Consider the following 18149-nt stretch of genomic DNA (forward strand, 5'->3'; position numbering starts at 1 on the left):
TTACATAAATTTACGCGATTTAAGTGCTATTCCCTTTGAGGAAATGTAACATAAAGCACAAATACAGATTTAAAATCTTGTTGATATACAGTCAGCAAGCAAAAGAATTGAATAATAGATTCCCAAAAATCGAGGGTGAGCATGATTAAGAAGATCGGTGTTTTGACCAGTGGTGGTGACGCTCCAGGCATGAACGCAGCAGTTCGCGGCGTAGTTCGTACTGCACTATCAGTTGGCATTGAAGTTTACGGCATTTACGATGGCTACCAAGGCCTTGTTGAAGATCGTATCGAAAAGCTTGACCGTTCAAGCGTATCTGACGTAATCAACCGTGGTGGTACTTTCTTAGGTTCTGCACGTTTCCCTGAGTTCAAAGACGTTGCTGTTCGTGAGAAAGGCATCGAGAACCTTAAGAAGCACGGTATCGAAGCACTAGTTGTTATCGGTGGTGACGGCTCTTACATGGGTGCTAAGAAACTGACTGAAATGGGTTACCCATGTATCGGTCTTCCAGGCACAATCGATAACGATATCGCGGGTACTGACTACACAATCGGCTACCTAACAGCGCTTAACACTGTTATCGATTCAATTGACCGTCTACGTGACACGTCTTCTTCTCACCAACGTATTTCTATTGTTGAAATCATGGGCCGTCACTGTGGTGACCTTACGCTTATGTCAGCAATCGCGGGTGGTTGTGAGTACATCATTACTCCAGAGACTGGCCTAGATAAAGAACAGCTTATCAGCAACATCCAAGATGGTATTGCTAAAGGTAAGAAGCACGCAATCATCGCTCTAACTGAGCTAATGATGGATGCGAACGAACTGGCTAAAGAGATCGAATCTTCAACTGGTCGTGAAACTCGTGCAACGGTTCTTGGTCACATCCAACGCGGTGGTCGTCCTACTGCATTTGACCGTGTACTGGCTTCACGCATGGGTAACTACGCTGTTCACCTTCTTCAAGAAGGTCACGGTGGTCGTTGTGTTGGTATCGAGAAAGAAGAACTTGTTCACCACGATATCATCGATTGTATCGAGAACATGCAGAACCCAGACCGTTCTGAGCTATTCCGCGTTGCAGAAGAGTTGTTCTAAGCCACGCTTAGCGTTCGCTTGAAAATATTTAAAAACCGCTGATTTATCAGCGGTTTTTTTGTACCTGTCGTTTGAGATTTCAGAAATGACAGGCAATAAAAAAGGCCAACCTAAGTTGACCTTTCATCTAATCTAAACGGTGACGTTTAAATTAAGCTTTTGCTTCAGCTGCTGCTTTAGCGATAGCTGCGAAGCTTTTCGCGTCTAGAGCTGCACCGCCAACTAGAGCACCGTCGATGTCTGGTTGTGCGAAGTAAGCTGCTGCGTTTTCTGGCTTAACAGAACCGCCGTATTGGATAACAACTTTCTTAGCAACTTCTTCAGATTTCTCTGCGATGTGTGCACGGATTTGAGCGTGGATGCGTTGTGCATCTTCAGCTGTAGCTGCTTTACCAGTACCGATAGCCCAGATTGGTTCGTAAGCGATGATAGCGCCTTCAAGAGCTTCAACACCTTGAGTGTTGATAACTGCGTCAAGTTGACGTGCACATACTGCAACAGTTTCGCCTGCTTCGTTTTGTGCTTCAGATTCACCGATACAAAGAACTGGAGTTAGGCCGTTCTCTTTTAGGAATGCGAATTTCTTAGCTACGAACTCATCTGATTCATTGTGGTATTCACGACGCTCAGAGTGACCGATGATGATGTGAGATGCGCCGAACTCTTTAAGCATTGCTGGAGACATGTCGCCAGTGAATGCACCGCTGTTGTTTAGGTCAGAGTTTTGAGCACCTAGGATGATCGCGCTGCCCGCTTCAGTAAGCGTACGCTCTGCTAGATCAACGAAAAGTGCTGGTGGAGCAACTGCTACGTCTACGCCTGTTACGCCTTCAAGTTCAGCGTTAAGACCGTTTAGTAGTTCAACAACCATTTCTTTGCTGCCGTTTAGTTTCCAGTTACCCATAACTACAGGATGACGCATAGGAATATCTCCAAAGTATTTAAATAAATCGAATGTAAAAAAGTAAACTTTATTACGAAATAATATAACAGAATAATATCAACAGATCATGACTGTGGTCATGACTTTCTTGGATCTTACTCAATGGTCAGAGTAGATTTTGAGCATATATCAGTGATCCGGCAGACAGAATAATAGCTAACTTCTCGGATTTTTCACCGTTAGTTGTTATTAAGGGACAAACGATTGCGTTAACAACAGGAAGTAACAATGCCGAATCTAGTTCTTGAGTACTCCAATTCAGTGGATGAGCGAGTAAATATCCAAGGCTTACTGGAAGATCTCCATCAAGTCGCTCTCACATGTGGCTTGTTTGATGTGCCGTCAGTGAAGTCTCGTTCACTGCGTTGCCATAATTGGTTGGTCGGTGATGAGGAAGATAGTGTAGACTTTATTCATATCAGCTTTGAGTTACTTTCGGGACGAACGGAAGAGCAAAAGCGAGAATTGTCACGATCGTTAATGCAGATCCTGCAAGAACAAGCGAGTCATGTAAGAAGCTTAACGGTGAATATTCGTGATATGGATAAAAGTTGCTTTCAAAAAGTAATAAACTAACCATTGCTGCTGACTTTTAGCGGCGTATAAATTTGAGTATTTAAGATGTCGATGAAAGAATTACTGCTCTCTTTCAAGGGGAGAATTGGTCGTAAGACTTACTGGATTTGGAATATTTTCTACTATATAGCGATTACTGGTTTTGCTTCTGGTATCTCTGTATTATTCCCTGCTTACTCTTATATCCTGCTACCAATCTTCCTATTGCTGCTAGTGATCCCAGATCTAGCGGTTACCGCTAAGCGCTGGCACGATCGCAATAAGTCGAATTACTGGTTATTGTTAAATGTGCCTCTAGTTCTGGGTCGCTTAGCTTCACCAATGGCTGCGACTACCACAGAGTCGGTATCGCCAGTTCATATGGCGGCAACCGTTGCGGCATTAGTGTGTGGTTTATGGATTCTTATTGAGTGTGGCTTGTTGAAAGGTACAGAAGGCCGCAACGACTACGGCGAAGACCCGTGTAAGTATTAACAAGGAATAGATAAGAAGGGAGCATCGCGCTCCCTTTTTTCTTTTTTATACTATTCTACTTTCAGTACATTTTTGGCTCTGTATTCGGCCTGAAGGGCACAACATTCTCAGGTAGAGGTTCTTCGAATCTGCAACGTCCTTCGAGTGCATCTTGGAATTTACATACCTGACAACGAAGTTCTTGCATGAGCACAACATTGGCATGGTGTGGGTTTTTACAACGGCTAACCACTAAGTCGATGTGACTTTGCTGAGCGCGTAGCCTGTCTTGCATGGCTTCAGAAGCCGAACAAATCATCTGCTCGCACATCTCGTGTTTGAATTGGTTGAATGCTTTAGGATCGCTTTTCGCGAGTTGGACAAGTTCATCAAAGGGTGGCAGTTTTTGAGCGGGTTGTGGATGCGCCATCATTCCTTCCTTAGCATTAAGCGTGTTTCATATGCTATAAGCTTAAGAAAGAAATTTGTACAAATTTTAATCTATTTGTATTTTCTCAATATTGAGACGTCATTAACCGCTTACCGTGATGATCAAAGTGTGGGTGTTAAGGTATAAGTACAGCGTCGCTCGCCAGCAATGATGTGCTCTGTACGGCTCACATGACACTCATCTTTGAGTAACTCAGTAAACACATTGAGCTCAGATTGGCACAGGCTAGGACAACGAGTCGCAGCCTTGCAGATAGGGCAGTGGTTCTCGATCAAGATGTAGTGATCGTCATGCTCTTGAAGTTCTGCCATGTAGCCTTCGTTTTCACGAAGTTGGGTGAGTTTTTTAAGTTTGCTGATGAGTGAGTCGCAATCAGACAGCGCAGTTTGATACTGCTTGAGTGTGTGTTGTTCACGTTCGGCAGCAACCTTAGCCAATCCTTCTTTACCAAATAGGTTTTCTACAGCATCAATCACTTGAATGGTGAGTTCACCATGTCGGTCGGAAAATTGACTATGACCTTGTTGCGTCAGGGACCAGTGGCGAGTCGGGCGACCCACTTTTACTTTCACATCATGAAACGCAAGAATACCGTCATCTTCCAGGCTTTGCAGATGTTGTCTTGCACCCATTGTCGTCATGCCAAACTCTTCTGACAGTTGTTTCGCGGTTACCGCACCTTGACGTTTGATGGTCTGTAAGATTTTGTCGCTTGTTTTCATACTATCCCTACCTTATGAACCTTACTATTATGAGGTAAGGTGTTTATAAAGCAAACTATTTACTATATTGATGGGGATTTACTCTATAGCTAGCGTTTTACTCTATTGGCAGCCATGGTCAGATTCTGGTGCGCTAATAAAACAAAAGGCTGATACTTGGTATCAGCCTTCGCGTGTTCTGTTGAACCTAGTTTAGGTTTACAGGATGTGACCAATCACTTCTGGGTCTTTACGCTCTAGGTAGTGAATAGACTTGATACGACGAATAGTACGGCAGCGGCCACGGATAAGCAGGGTTTCTGTTGTCGCGATATTGCCTTGACGAGAAATGCCTTCTAGCAAGTCACCTTTAGTGATGCCCGTTGCTGAGAACACAACGTTGTCGCTGCGAGCCATGTCTTCCATCTTCAACACGATACCCGCCGTTACGCCCATTTCAGCACAACGCTCAAGCTCAAGTTCACCGTGCTTGCGGTTTTCTTCTGTGTCGCCTTTAACTTCATGACGAGGTAGAAGACGCCCGTGCATGTCGCCGTCGAGTGCGCGAATTACCGCAGCAGAAACCACACCTTCAGGTGCGCCGCCGATGCAGTACATGACGTCTACTTCGCTGTCTGGCATACAGGTTAGGATAGACGCTGCAACATCACCGTCTGGTACTGCGAATACACGAACGCCCATGGCTTGCATATCGGCAATTACTTGATCGTGACGAGGCTTCGCAAGTGTGGTTACTACTAAAGTATCGAGTGTTTTACCTAGTGCTTTAGCGATGTTTTCTAGGTTTTCTGTGAGTGGCAGTTCTAGGTCAATCACGCCTTTAGCGCCAGGGCCAACAACTAGCTTTTCCATGTACATATCAGGCGCTTTAAGGAAGCTGCCTTTTTCGCCTGCCGCCAATACAGCCAATGCATTTGATTGGCCCATTGCTGTCATGCGTGTCCCTTCAATTGGGTCAACTGCGATGTCGACAGCGTCGCCGCCTACACCTACGTTTTCGCCGATGTACAGCATAGGTGCATCATCGATTTCACCTTCGCCGATAACAATCTCGCCGCTAATTTCGGTTTTGTTTAATAGGCTACGCATTACTTCTACAGCAGCGCCATCTGCAGCGTTTTTATCGCCACGGCCAAGCCACTTGTAACCAGCTAGTGCTGCACCTTCTGTGACACGAGAGAATGACATTGCTAAATCGCGTTTCATGCGGACTCCAAAATTTTCAAAGGGGGAATAGAAATTTCGCGGCGAATTTTACCATATCCAAAAGGAAACGTTTGCCTTTTTGTTTTTTGGAGATTGCTCTCGATCAATTCGCAGTGGAAAACAGTTATTATTCATCAAAATAATCGGTTTGCCGTTGTGGTGGTAATCATTCACGTCAATATTCGGTAAAAAGCGCTGTTTTTTTCATCGAATGGCGCAAAATATCGAATATATTGAGTGTTTATCCTTGCTCTGCTGAGTAGAATGGGGAAATAAGTGGAGTGAACCTTCACCATCAAACGGATAACTTAAAGGTAGGCCAGAATGTCTTTTGAAGTACTAGAGCAGCTAGAAGCAAAAATTCAAACAGCAGTAGATACAATTGCACTTCTTCAAATGGAAGTGGAAGAGCTTAAAGAAGAGAAACAAGCACTAGCAACAGAAGCTGGTGAGCTTAAAGCAAGCCGTCACGAGCTAGAGCAAAAAACTCAGCAAATGCAGGAAGAGCATTCAGCATGGCAAGATCGCATCCGTAACCTTCTTGGTAAAATGGATGAAGTAGAGTAATCGACTCTTCAGGTTTAAAAAAACGCCCGCTACTCAGTAGCGGGCGTTTTTGTTTGTTCTTAATCTTTGTTTTATTATTCAAAGCCGAGTGAATTACTCGACCTCTTCTTCAACATCCAGATCGAGTTCTACGTCCAAAGGTTCTGCTGAAAGAATGATGCCGGTGTTGTCTGCGTAGAGGTAATCTTCGGGTAAGAAGGTCACGCTGCCAAAGTTCACAGGAACGTCTAACTCACCGACACCCTCTTGGCTCGCTCCAACAGGGATAGAAGCCAAGGCTTGGATGCCTAGGTTCATGTCTTCAAGCTCATCGACTTCACGAACGCAGCCGTAAACTACAATCCCTTCCCACTCATTGTCTTCGGCAAGTAAGGCAATTTCAGCATCGATCAGCGCTTTGCGTAGTGATCCGCCACCATCGATTAACAGTACACGCCCTAGACCATCTTGTTCTAATACGGAGCGAATTAAAGCGTTATCTTCAAAACACTTTAATGTCGTGATCTGTCCTGCGAAGGATGCACGTCCACCGAAGTTGCTGAACATTGGCTCCACGACATCAACTTGATCCAAATATATGTCGCACAGTGCTGAAGTGTTGTATTCCATTCGTATACCTTTTGAACAATGAGCTTACTTTGAGTATATCGGTGCTTGATCCCTTTGCAATGATTAGTCTCAATTAACTCAATAGAGTTTGAGCTACGACAACCCCTGCAAACAATAGGTTAGTGACCAATGAACATTTCACAATCACAGGCATCATTGGTGCGATCTGTGCTGGTTTTTCGGTTTCCCAAACAGCCTTACCATGCTTATAAACGATAATAATGCTCAGTAAAAACGGCAGACTGATCCAGGCCGGTTTTTCTTGAATAAGTAGGTAGATAGCGAAAGACGCAAGGGCGAGGCCAAGCAGTGCAAAATGATAGTGCTTGGCTTTGCGCTGTCCTAGGCGAACCGCCATGGTGCGCTTACCGCATTCGCTGTCGTTTTCGATATCACGCATGTTGTTGATATTGAGTACCGCCACCGCCATCAGTCCGCAGCCTAAAGCAGGCAAAAACAGGCTGGGTTCAACATGGCCAGTGTGTAAGAAGTAAGTCCCTGAAACACCTAACAAACCGAAGAAGATAAACACCGATAAGTCACCAAGGCCAATATAGCCATAAGGTTTGTTACCGACGGTGTAAGCGATGGCTGCAACAATGGCCAATATGCCTAACGCAATGAAAGATAAGATACTTTCGAGCGAGCTCAGCGCATGAAAAATAAGAATCAGCCCGGCAATCACGGTAAACATGATGTTGAGGATGATCGCTTGCTTCATGGTTTTCGCTGTTACCGCGCCAGATTGCATGGCACGTGTAGGCCCCAGACGGTTTTCGTTGTCTGTGCCTTTTACGGCGTCGCCATAGTCATTGGCGAGGTTCGATAGAATCTGTAATAGGGTGGCGGTTAAAAAAGCCAGTAATGCTATTGATAAAGAAAACTGACCACCGGCGAACGCTAAACTACTTCCTGTAAGAATAGAGACAAGTGCGAGAGGCAGAGTTTTTGGTCGTGCGGCATCAAGCCAAATCAGTAGAGATTGTTTCATCGTAGGTCTAATTCTTTGTAAGTCTTCGTTTCATACTGTGATTTGAGTATACGCCCATTTTTCGGGTAATAAAAAGCCCACTCGAAAGTGGGCCTTGAATTCGCTTATTAGCTGCTATTTCTTTGAGATAGAGCAATAAGTTGGAGTTTGGTGTGCTACAGGATGAAGCGACTTAGGTCTTCGTCTTCTACGAACTCACCAAGTTTTGATGTTACGTAAGCTTCATCAATCACTAGCTTGCTGCCAGCTTTGTCTGTTGCTTCGAATGAAATCTCATCCATTAGGCGCTCCATTACAGTGTGTAGACGACGCGCACCGATGTTCTCAGTGGTTTCGTTTACGCGCCATGCTGCGTCCGCAATCTGGTTGATGCCATCTTCAGTGAACTCAATGCTGACATCTTCTGTTTTCATTAGGGCAATGTATTGCTCTGTTAGAGATGCTTTTGGTTCAGTCAGGATGCGTTTGAAGTCATGTGCTGAAAGCGCTTCAAGCTCTACGCGGATTGGCAGACGACCTTGTAGTTCAGGGATCAGATCAGATGGCTTAGCCACTTGGAATGCGCCTGATGTGATAAACAATATGTGGTCAGTTTTAACCATGCCGTGCTTCGTTGATACTGTGCTGCCTTCAATAAGAGGCAGTAGGTCACGTTGCACACCTTCGCGAGATACGTCTGGGCCTGAGCTGTCGCCACGCTTACAGATTTTGTCGATCTCATCGATGAAGACGATACCGTTATTTTCTGCGTTGAAGATCGCATTCTCTTTTAGCTCTTCTTGGTTCACAAGCTTTGAAGCTTCTTCTTCCGTCAGTGCTTTGAATGCGTCTTTGATTTTCATCTTGCGTTTTTTCTTGGTGTCGCCCGCTAGGTTTTGGAACATACCTTGCAGCTGGTTTGTCATCTCTTCCATACCTGGAGGTGACATGATTTCAACGCCCATTTGCGGTGCAGCTACATCAACTTCGATCTCTTTGTCGTCTAGCTTACCTTCACGCAGTTTCTTACGGAAAATCTGACGAGTGTTTGAAGAGGTGGTGTCTTCAGTTGATTGCTCGTTCTGACCCCACGCATCACGAGCAGGTGGTAGAAGGGCATCAAGAATGCGTTCTTCCGCTTGTTCTTCAGCGCGGTATTGTACTTTTTCCATCGCTTGTTGGTGTGTCATCTTGATTGCAACGTCCGTTAGATCACGGATGATGGTCTCAACTTCTTTACCAACGTAGCCAACTTCGGTGAACTTAGTCGCTTCTACCTTGATGAAAGGCGCGTTTGCTAGTTTCGCTAGACGGCGAGCAATTTCAGTTTTACCCACACCCGTTGGGCCAATCATTAGGATGTTCTTTGGTGATACTTCAACACGCAGGCTTTCTTCAAGCTGCATACGACGCCAGCGGTTACGCAGAGCGATGGCAACTGAACGTTTAGCGTTGTCTTGGCCGATTATGTGGCGATTGAGTTCGTGAACAATTTCGCGAGGAGTCATCTCAGACATGGTTTTTCCTTAATTCTTTAATCACTGTTGAATACAACGTTATTGATGGAAGCGGTCGTTACTCTGGCTTTGGCAGCTCAACGGTGCTTTCTAGTTCTTCAATAGTGTGGTGATGGTTGGTGAAGACACAGATATCGCCTGCAATGTTCAGCGACTTCTCTGCGATTTCACGCGCATCTAAATCAGTATTTTCTAATAGTGCAGTAGCTGCTGCTTGAGCAAAGTTACCGCCTGAACCGATCGCAATCAGGTCGTTCTCAGGTTGAACTACGTCACCGTTACCTGTGATGATCAGTGAAGCGGTCTCATCCGCTACTGCTAACAGTGCTTCTAACTTACGTAGAGCACGGTCGCTACGCCAATCCTTCGCTAGCTCAACGGCAGCTTTGGTCAGGTGGCCTTGGTGCATTTGCAGCTTGCTTTCAAATTTTTCGAATAGCGTGAAAGCATCAGCGGTACCGCCAGCAAAACCTGCCAGTACTTTGTTGTTGTATAGGCGACGTACTTTACGGGCATTGCCCTTCATTACAGTATTGCCTAGAGATACTTGTCCATCACCCGCGATGACGACTTTATTATTACGACGTACAGATACAATGGTAGTCACGAGTAGGGCCTCTTAATATTTCTTATCTTTGGGTATAAAAAGTATATGAGGATGGTGCTCGGATAATTCAAGGAAGGGGGAGTGATGTCGTGCAACTTATCGGTGGAAGTTGTAAGGAAATTTGGCTAAAGGGGAGGGGGATAAAAGAAAACCTCCACAATGGGAGGTTTTCGGTGTTTGGTTTTGGCTTTTACTAAGACAGAGACTGACGCTGAACTCAAAACTACTCGGTGTCTTTCCAAATAGCACAAGGTTCGATTTTTGCTCGTTGCAGCTTATGGCGATCGCGCTCGGCGTCACGCTTCAACTTGTAGGGTCCTAGAACCACACGGTACCAGCTACTACCATCTTTCTTGCGGATCTCACTCGAGATACCTTGGAACGCAATATCCAACTTACGTGCTTCTGCCTGCGACGAGGTTTTGTAAGCGCCACACTGCATGATGTAAGGGATCTTAGAGATCTGTTGTTCTTTGGCTTTTACTTCAATTTCGCGGCTTGGCAGCGTTTCAACGTAGTCCCACTTCTCTTCAGGAGGCGGTGGAATCACTTTCGCTGGTTTTGGCTTAGGTTTTGGTTTGGTAGCCACAGGTGTTGGTGCTGGCGGCTCAGGATCATTACTCAATAGGTAAAGTCCGTAACCAAAACCACCGGCAAGGAGGATCGCCAAAAGACCACTGCGCCAAGGTTTACGGCGAGGGGCTTGTTTCTTGGTCGGCTTTTTCGTACCACGACCGCGCTTTACATAATCTCTATTAGCCACAAGACAATTCAATAGTTGCTGATTCTGCCCTCATGGTAATCCAGATTGCGCGAGGATAATAGTGTAGAAATGGAAGCGGCACATCAAAATGTGCCGCAGATTTGTAAGGGTATTTTTGAGGGTTACATTCGAGGTGGTGCTGTACTGCCTCGAACCACTAATTTAGCTTCAAGTAGACGCGAACCTGCTTGCACATCGTTGCCTTTCAGTAGATCAAGCATCATCAACATCGCTTGGCGTCCAATCTCATAACGAGGTTGAGAGATGGTGGTGAGCGGTGGATCGCAGTATTGAGCAAATTGGATGTCATCGAAGCCGACAATCGATAGGTCTTGAGGAACGCGTAAGCCTAGCTTCTTCGCTTCTTGAATAGCGCCAATGGCCATCGCATCGTTGTGACAGAAGATAGCGGTTGGTTGCTCAGGTAGTGCTAGCAATTGACGAACTGCTTGAGCACCCGCTTCAAAGGTAAAATCACCGACGGTACTGTAGGCTGGATTCATTGAGACTCCAGCACGGCGTAGCGCTTGTTGGTAGCCTTGTTGACGGAACTTACAAAGTGTTGCTGATACTGGGCCTGAGATTTGAGCAATACGTTTATGACCTAACTGAGCTAGGTAGTTAACCGCTTCAAATGCCGAGGTCAGGTTATCGATGTGTACGGTAGGAAGTTCAAGCTCAGGGGCAAACTCACACGCCATCACCATTGGTGGTAAGTTCTTTTGTTCAGACTTACTGACATCAAATGGATGGTCAGTGCCAAGTAACAGCATGCCGTCAGCTTGTTTGGTGAAAACTAAGTTAACAAACGAAGACTCACGCTTCTTTTGTTGGCCGCTATCACCCAGTAAGACAAGGTAGTCATTTTCTACTGCAGCATCTTCGATACCACGAATGATCTCGGCGAAATAAGGGTCACAGATATCAGGAACGATTGTGATGATGGTTTTTGATTCGTTGCGACGTAAGTTTCGAGCTAATGTATTGGGTGAGTATCCAGCTTCAAGTACTGCTGTTTCCACTCGTTTACGAGTTGAAACTGAGACTTTCTCAGGGTTCATCAATGCACGTGATACTGTGGCTGTTGAGACGCCTGCTAGCTGGGCAACATCCTTCATTGTCGCCATAAATTAAACCCTCTTTTAAGTTCCTTTGCTGCCTAAGTATCTAAGGCATGAATAATAAATGTAATCGAATAGATATTATGAAAGTGTTGCTAACACTTTTTTTATTGCAATATTTTATTCGTTTAGCCCGTGTAAAGTTACGGCTAGATTAACAAAAATCACATGACTAGTGTGAAGTTGATCACGATAAATATGAAATATTTGTGAACAAACTTATCATTAGTTTTAACCCAAGTAGGTTTAGCTCAAATCTTGCGGCTCAATATCGAGTGACCAACGGACTTTTTTCGCAGCAGGTAACATATTGATGGCCGGCTTGGCACTCATTAATAGCTTATGCATTAACGAGCGCGTCTGAGTTTGTAAGATTAACTGCCAGCGAGATTTGCCCGCTCGTTTTGCTAACGGGGCCGGGGTTGGCCCTAACACCATGCAATATTGATCAAACAGTGGATGCGATTCCAATGTGTGACGAACTTGACGTAAGAACTCTTCCACCAAGCGCGTGTCGTTCGCTTCTGCTCTAAACAGCGTCATAAAGGTATAAGGTGGCAACATAGCCTGTTTACGCTCTGCCAAGGCCGTTTGAGCAAAGTGGTTATAATCTTTATGTAGTAGCGCCTGCAGCAACCCGTGTTCTGGGTGGTGCGTTTGTAAGATCACCTCACCTGGCTTACTAGCACGACCTGCACGACCAGCAACTTGAATAAAAAGCTGAGCAAGACGCTCAGAGGCTCGGAAGTCACTGCTGTATAAAGAGCCATCGACATCCAATAACGCCACGAGTGTCACATCAGGGAAATGGTGGCCCTTAGCAAGCATCTGCGTACCGATAAGAATTTGGTATTCCCCCTTACGAATCGACTCTAGTGCGCTTTCTAAACTGCCTTTACGGCGGGTGCTGTCACGGTCAATACGAATGGTTTTGTATTCAGGGAATAGTTGGCCAAGCTGAGCCTCTAACTGCTCGGTACCGACACCCACAGTCACTAAGTTCGCAGACCCACAACCTTGGCAATTGTGCACGATATGCTGTTGCGAGCCACAATGGTGGCAGCGCATTTCATTACTGTATTGATGGTAGGTATAGTACGCATCACAGCGCTTACACTCGGCTGTCCAACCACAATCGTGACACATCAATGCCGGAGAAAACCCGCGGCGGTTGAGAAACAACATCACTTGGTTGCCTGCTTTGAGGTGTCTTTGCATCTCTGCAATCAACGACGCAGACAAGCCGCTTTCTAGGTATTCACCTTTTACATCTAGCACTTTATTGGTGGTTGGCAGTGCAACACCCGCACGTGAAGTAAGGGTGAGATAACTGTATTTACCAATCTGAGCGTTGTGCAGTGTTTCAAAGGCCGGAGTCGCCGAGCCTAACACTATTGGAATCTGTGCTTTATGAGCACGCATGATCGCCACATCTCGAGCGTGGTAGCGCAGGCTATCTTGTTGTTTATAAGAGGCGTCGTGTTCTTCATCGACAATGATAATGCCCAGATCCGCAAACGGCGTGAACAGAGCCGAACGGGTACCAATCACGATGCCCGCTATTTTATCACGCGCCGATAACCAAGCATTCAGTCGCTCAGAATCGTTTAAACCTGAGTGGATAACCTCAACAGGCACATTAAAGCGTCGTTTAAAGCGGTTAATCGTTTGAGGGGTGAGGCCAATCTCAGGCACGAGTACTAACGCTTGTTTACCTTGATCGAGAATCGGCTTAATCATATTCAGGTAAACCTCGGTCTTACCTGAGCCAGTGACGCCTTCTAACAGGAAACAACCAAAGTCGGTTTGGCTATTTACGGTCGCAATCGCGATGGCTTGTTCAGCATTGAGCTTAGGTTTGTCTTGGTCGTTTTCAAGATCAACTGGCCACGCCTGACGCTTCGGCTTTTTCTCTACCGATTCAATCCAGCCTTTCTCTTCTAGTGTCTTGAGTACGGCGCTGCCAACTTCTTCATCAATGAACTCTTGATGGGGAACGGGGCCGTGCTCAAGCATGTGCATCACTTTGGCTTGTTTGACTGCGCGACCAAAACCTTGCATCAGTTGGTCTTTGCCTGATGGCGTTAACTGCCACTCAACCAGCGTTGCGAAGTCGGCGGCTTTGCCTTTTCTTAGAGCGCTCGGAAGGGCGTTAGCAAAGGTCTCGCCAAGAGGGTACTGATAAAATTGACTGCACCACATTAACAGTGAATAGACAGATTCCGGCCAAACAGGCTGATTGTCTAATAGGGCTTTAATGGGTTTGAGCTTGTCTAGCTCGAATTCAGATTCGTTAACCAGAGCCGTTACAATACCGGTTAAGGTTTGTCGTCCAAAAGGCACAGAGACTCGTCCACCAATAATCGGAAATAGATGGCTAGGAATCTTGTAATCGAACTGCTTGTCGAGTGGAACAGGCAGTGCCACGCGGGCAATCATTGGACGCATAAAGGGACGGCTTTATCTGAGTTGACGAGAGCGAACAGTCTAAAGGATAAGGCGGTTAAATTCGAGAAGCAGTTTGGATGAAGGCGGAGAGTTAACGTATACAGACAACGACAGCTCGAAATCTCAGGGCGATAAAGGAAATAAAGAGAGAATTGGTGAAAAATGTATCAAATCAGTTGATCCTGCCTTTTAGATTCATTACTATACTGCGCCTTAAAGGTATGGCTTCATCACTCTTTTGTGTCGATGCGGTGTCTTTATTTCTTTTTTAAACTACGTGTGGTGTGCGGCTTAGAATCGTATAGCGACACGGCCTACTTGAGGTTATCCCATGAAAGCTGGAATCCACCCAGAATACAAAGCAGTTTCTGCAACTTGTTCTTGCGGCAACACATTTGAGTTCAACTCAACGCTAGCAAAAGAATCAATCCACCTAGACGTATGTGACAAATGTCACCCGTTCTACACTGGTAAGCAACGTATCGTAGATACTGGCGGCCGTGTTGATCGCTTCAACAAGCGTTTCGGTGCTCTTTCTAGCAAGAAGTAATTCTCGCTATTTAGACATGAAAAAGGACACTTCGGTGTCCTTTTTTGTTGCCTGTAATTTGAGAAAGCAGTGACTTTCATTCAAGCTTCAATCCCGCCTAACGATAAGGTGCCTACCTTTCTATTGCAGGGCAATTCCTTGCGTACCTCTCTTCACCAAATTCAGCTCGAAAGTTCAACAAGCGACAGTAATTTCAACTGCTCACTGGTCTTATTAGTAGTGAAATCTCGTTTTTTAATGAGACAGAGGCTTCAACCACCTAGGAACTTTGAAGTACATCCATTAACATGAACAAGATCCCCCAAATAATAATATCCTAGGAACCTACACCTATGTCTGAAGACAGCAGCCAAGCTCAATCCTCTCAAGAATTATCGCCTCAAGAACAATTCCGTCAGCAAGCTCTTGATTACCATGAGTTCCCAATTCCTGGCAAAATTGCCGTAGAACTGACGAAGCCTGCAAACTCTGCAGAAGACCTAGCACTTGCATACAGCCCAGGCGTAGCCGAGCCTGTTCGCGAGATCGCACAGAACGTCGATAACGTTTATAAGTACACAGGTAAAGGCAACATGGTTGCAGTTATCTCTAACGGTACAGCGATTCTTGGCCTAGGTAACCTTGGTCCTATTGCTTCTAAACCTGTTATGGAAGGTAAAGCGCTCCTGTTTAAGCGTTTTGCTGGTTTAGATTCTATCGATATTGAAGTAAAACACCGCACAATCGATGAGTTCGTTGATACGGTTGCAAATATCGCAGATACATTCGGCGGTATTAACCTGGAAGACATCAAAGCACCAGACTGTTTTGAGATTGAACGTCGCCTGATTGAACGTTGTGATGTTCCGGTATTCCACGATGACCAACACGGTACTGCGATTGTGACAGCAGCGGGTATGCTGAACGCGATCGAACTTCAAGGTAAGAAACTTGAAGAGTGTAAGATCGTTTGTTTAGGTGCTGGCGCAGCAGCGGTTGCTTGTATGGAACTACTGATTAAGTGTGGCGCTCAGCGTGAAAAAATCTACATGCTTGACCGTAAAGGTGTGATCCACACTCGTCGTGATGACCTAAACGAATACAAAGAGCTGTTCGCAAACAATACCGACAAGCGTACGCTTGAAGATGTTATCGAAGGCGCTGACCTGTTCTTGGGTGTATCGGGTCCTAACCTGCTTCCAGCAGAAGCTCTAACGCTGATGGCTGATAAGCCAGTTGTGTTTGCATGTTCAAACCCAGATCCAGAGATCAAGCCAGAGCTTGCTCACGAAGTTCGTTCTGACCTTATCATGGGTACAGGCCGCAGTGATTACCCTAACCAAGTAAACAACGTACTTTGTTTCCCATTCATTTTCCGTGGTGCACTAGACGTGCGTGCGAGCGAAATCAATGACGAAATGAAGCTAGCGGCGGTTAAAGCGATTCGTGAACTGGCGAAAGAAGAAGTTCCAGCTGAAGTACTAGCAGCTGCGGGCGAGACTGCACTGGAGTTCGGTAAGGGTTACATCATTCCTAAGCCAATGGACCCACGTCTACTTCCTCGCGTAGCAAAAGCAGTAGCAGAAGCGGCTGTTGAATCTGGCGTAGCTCGTATCGAGATGCCTGCTAACTACATGGCATAGAAGCATATGGCATAGAGACTGGATGACATAATCTTCTGGTATCGTCGTTTCGTTATCGAGACGAAAAGAATAATAAAAAACCGACTCATCTGGAGTCGGTTTTTTTATGTCTATCATTCACAGCGCAGTCATAAAAAACAATGCGCGGTGTGATAAATAGGGTTCAGCTAGAGCGAATCAATAATGAAGGCAGTGACTGAGTTGTTTTTATTCTTCGTCAAACGCTTCGAACTCGATGCCCATTTCTGTCATCAGCTTTTTCACTTCAGCAGGGATATCGTCAGGACGGTCTTTACGAAGGTCTTCATCCGTTGGTAGTGGTTGGCCTGTGTACGCATGTAGAAAGGCTTCGCACAGTAGCTCACTGTTTGTTGCATGGCGTAGGTTGTTAATCTGGCGGCGAGTACGCTCGTCAGTTAGAACCTTTAACACTTTTAGAGGGATAGAAACTGTAATCTTCTTTACTTGTTCGCTTTTCTTTCCATGCTCAGCATATGGGCTTATGTATTCACCATTCCAGTCGGCCATTGCGTACCTTCATCACTTTAGTTGTTAGAATAAATTAATAGTGGTGATTTTAGCGGGATTTACCGCCATAAGCAAAGACATATAGACGTCTAGAAGTGTTGACGTCTCACGTTTATGAAAGTAAAGTGAATAACATATATCTAACACAGCCGCAAAATGCCGACAAGCAGCTGTGATTCTCAGACGCAAAACTTGTAAGGAAGCACCTATGAGCAGCCGGAAGCCAGCAACCATCGCAGTACGTACTGGTATCGAGTCAGACACGCAACACCATGCCGTTGTCCCACCTATTTATCTTTCGACTAACTATGGGTTTCCCGCTTTTGGTGAAGTGCCAAAGTACGATTACACCCGTTCTGGTAACCCAAATCGCGGTTTATTAGAAACGGCACTGTTTGAGCTTGAATCGGGTAAAGGCGCGGTTGTCACTAATTGTGGTACCTCGGCGCTTAACTTATGGGTTTCTGCTTTCCTAGGCGGCGATGATCTTATTATCGCACCACACGACTGCTACGGCGGTACTTACCGTCTGTTTAACACTCGCTCACTCAAAGGTGACTTTAAAGTTCTGTTCGTTGATCAATCGGATCAAGCGGCGCTGGATGCGGCGATCGCGCTTAAGCCAAAGTTGATCTTAATTGAAACACCATCGAATCCTTTGGTTCGTGTGGTTGATATTGCAGAAACTTGCCGTAAAGCGAAAGAGGTTGGTGCTCTGGTTGCTGTCGATAACACGTTTTTGACTCCAGTGTTCCAAAAGCCTTTAGAACTGGGTGCGGATTTTGTTATCCACTCAACCACCAAGTACATCAACGGACACTCGGACGTTATTGGTGGCGTTGTCGTCACGAAAACTGAAGAGCACGCTGAAGAGCTAGCATGGTGGGGCAACTGTATTGGTGCGACCGGCACACCATTTGATAGCTACATGACTCTACGTGGTATTCGTACGCTAGGTGCGCGTATGCGAGTTCACGAAGAAAGCTCACGTGAAATTCTGGCGTCTCTGCAGCAGCAAGAGCTCGTCGGCACGATTTACCACCCAAGCCTTCCTGAACATCCGGGTCATGATATCGCGAAGAAGCAGCAGTCTGGCTTTGGTTCAATGCTGAGCTTTGAGTTTGCGGGCTCATTCGAGGCGCTTAAATACTTTGTTGATAAGTTAGAGCTGTTCTCTTTGGCGGAATCGCTGGGTGGTGTGGAAAGCTTGATTTGTCACCCTGCGTCGATGACTCACCGTGCAATGGGCGAAGAAGCGCTGGCAGAAGCGGGTGTTTCTCAACAGTTACTGCGTCTTTCTGTTGGTCTTGAAGATGCAGAAGACTTGATTGATGACCTCAAGCAAGCGTTTGAAAAGACACAAGGCTTTCTTGCTGAAGGGGAGGGTTAATA

The 18149-nt window shown here is 45.7% G+C and carries 19 protein-coding genes; 7 read left to right on the forward strand and 12 right to left on the reverse strand.

Going from position 1 to position 18149, the window contains the following annotated elements; translation table 11 throughout:
* Positions 1-141 precede the first annotated feature (141 nt).
* Entirely contained in the window at positions 142-1104 is a 963-nt protein-coding gene (gene pfkA, locus QQ041_RS05740; RefSeq protein WP_017061160.1) for a 6-phosphofructokinase, read from the forward strand.
* A 151-nt stretch (positions 1105-1255) separates the two neighbouring features.
* On the opposite strand, the gene tpiA is transcribed toward pfkA, so the two are convergent.
* Positions 1256-2026, reverse strand: coding sequence for a triose-phosphate isomerase (tpiA, locus tag QQ041_RS05745; protein ID WP_146492416.1), 771 nt, complete (start codon positions 2024-2026; stop codon positions 1256-1258).
* A gap of 249 nt (positions 2027-2275) precedes the next feature.
* Between tpiA and QQ041_RS05750 the strand changes: the two genes are divergently transcribed.
* Positions 2276-2623 carry a 5-carboxymethyl-2-hydroxymuconate Delta-isomerase gene (locus tag QQ041_RS05750; protein ID WP_017061157.1) on the forward strand — a complete coding sequence of 116 codons (348 nt, stop codon included), beginning with the start codon at positions 2276-2278 and terminating at the stop codon, positions 2621-2623.
* Positions 2624-2668: 45 nt separating this feature from the next.
* Positions 2669-3097, forward strand: a complete 429-nt coding sequence (locus QQ041_RS05755; RefSeq protein ID WP_060983409.1) for a DUF805 domain-containing protein — start codon at positions 2669-2671, stop codon at positions 3095-3097.
* Between the two features lie 61 nt (positions 3098-3158).
* Here the strand turns inward: QQ041_RS05755 and QQ041_RS05760 are convergent, their stop codons facing one another.
* The 3 genes from QQ041_RS05760 to glpX all read right to left on the reverse strand — a co-directional run bounded on the left by QQ041_RS05760 (position 3159) and on the right by glpX (position 5455).
* Complete coding sequence (locus QQ041_RS05760) at positions 3159-3506, reverse strand: DUF3135 domain-containing protein (RefSeq protein WP_285953295.1); 348 nt, start codon at positions 3504-3506, stop codon at positions 3159-3161.
* A 122-nt stretch (positions 3507-3628) separates the two neighbouring features.
* Positions 3629-4249, reverse strand: a complete 621-nt coding sequence (locus QQ041_RS05765) for a metalloregulator ArsR/SmtB family transcription factor (protein WP_146492418.1) — start codon at positions 4247-4249, stop codon at positions 3629-3631.
* 198 nt (positions 4250-4447) lie between these two features.
* Positions 4448-5455 carry a class II fructose-bisphosphatase gene (gene glpX, locus QQ041_RS05770; RefSeq protein WP_285953296.1) on the reverse strand — a complete coding sequence of 336 codons (1008 nt, stop codon included), beginning with the start codon at positions 5453-5455 and terminating at the stop codon, positions 4448-4450.
* 324 nt (positions 5456-5779) lie between these two features.
* On the opposite strand from glpX, the gene zapB reads away from it, so the two are divergent.
* Complete coding sequence (zapB, locus tag QQ041_RS05775; protein WP_008219652.1) at positions 5780-6022, forward strand: cell division protein ZapB; 243 nt, start codon at positions 5780-5782, stop codon at positions 6020-6022.
* 93 nt (positions 6023-6115) lie between these two features.
* On the opposite strand, the gene rraA is transcribed toward zapB, so the two are convergent.
* The 7 genes from rraA to priA all read right to left on the reverse strand — a co-directional run bounded on the left by rraA (position 6116) and on the right by priA (position 14057).
* Entirely contained in the window at positions 6116-6631 is a 516-nt protein-coding gene (rraA, locus tag QQ041_RS05780; RefSeq protein WP_285953297.1) for a ribonuclease E activity regulator RraA, read from the reverse strand.
* Between the two features lie 73 nt (positions 6632-6704).
* Positions 6705-7622 carry a 1,4-dihydroxy-2-naphthoate polyprenyltransferase gene (locus QQ041_RS05785; protein WP_285953298.1) on the reverse strand — a complete coding sequence of 306 codons (918 nt, stop codon included), beginning with the start codon at positions 7620-7622 and terminating at the stop codon, positions 6705-6707.
* A 155-nt stretch (positions 7623-7777) separates the two neighbouring features.
* Positions 7778-9118, reverse strand: a complete 1341-nt coding sequence (hslU, locus tag QQ041_RS05790; protein ID WP_048605412.1) for an HslU--HslV peptidase ATPase subunit — start codon at positions 9116-9118, stop codon at positions 7778-7780.
* Between the two features lie 58 nt (positions 9119-9176).
* Entirely contained in the window at positions 9177-9725 is a 549-nt protein-coding gene (gene hslV / locus QQ041_RS05795) for an ATP-dependent protease subunit HslV (RefSeq protein ID WP_004729692.1), read from the reverse strand.
* Positions 9726-9948: 223 nt separating this feature from the next.
* The gene (locus tag QQ041_RS05800) at positions 9949-10488 is read right to left on the reverse strand and encodes an SPOR domain-containing protein (RefSeq protein WP_050619833.1); all 540 of its coding nucleotides are present in this window, start codon (positions 10486-10488) and stop codon (positions 9949-9951) included.
* A 122-nt stretch (positions 10489-10610) separates the two neighbouring features.
* A complete protein-coding gene (cytR, locus tag QQ041_RS05805) occupies positions 10611-11615 on the reverse strand; it encodes a DNA-binding transcriptional regulator CytR (RefSeq protein WP_048659182.1) in 1005 nt (334 codons plus the stop codon).
* Between the two features lie 240 nt (positions 11616-11855).
* A complete protein-coding gene (gene priA, locus QQ041_RS05810) occupies positions 11856-14057 on the reverse strand; it encodes a primosomal protein N' (RefSeq protein ID WP_285953299.1) in 2202 nt (733 codons plus the stop codon).
* A 331-nt stretch (positions 14058-14388) separates the two neighbouring features.
* On the opposite strand from priA, the gene rpmE reads away from it, so the two are divergent.
* Positions 14389-14607, forward strand: coding sequence for a 50S ribosomal protein L31 (gene rpmE, locus QQ041_RS05815; RefSeq protein ID WP_076656772.1), 219 nt, complete (start codon positions 14389-14391; stop codon positions 14605-14607).
* 332 nt (positions 14608-14939) lie between these two features.
* Positions 14940-16229, forward strand: a complete 1290-nt coding sequence (locus tag QQ041_RS05820; protein ID WP_048663011.1) for a malic enzyme-like NAD(P)-binding protein — start codon at positions 14940-14942, stop codon at positions 16227-16229.
* A gap of 207 nt (positions 16230-16436) precedes the next feature.
* Here the strand turns inward: QQ041_RS05820 and metJ are convergent, their stop codons facing one another.
* Entirely contained in the window at positions 16437-16757 is a 321-nt protein-coding gene (gene metJ / locus QQ041_RS05825) for a met regulon transcriptional regulator MetJ (RefSeq protein WP_004415993.1), read from the reverse strand.
* Between the two features lie 208 nt (positions 16758-16965).
* Here metJ and QQ041_RS05830 point away from each other — a divergent pair, with 208 nt between their 5' ends.
* Positions 16966-18147 carry an O-succinylhomoserine (thiol)-lyase gene (locus QQ041_RS05830; RefSeq protein ID WP_285953300.1) on the forward strand — a complete coding sequence of 394 codons (1182 nt, stop codon included), beginning with the start codon at positions 16966-16968 and terminating at the stop codon, positions 18145-18147.
* Positions 18148-18149 lie beyond the last annotated feature (2 nt).

It is taken from the genome of Vibrio sp. TMPB1044 (assembly GCF_030442075.1).
Classification (GTDB): domain Bacteria; phylum Pseudomonadota; class Gammaproteobacteria; order Enterobacterales; family Vibrionaceae; genus Vibrio; species Vibrio satsumensis.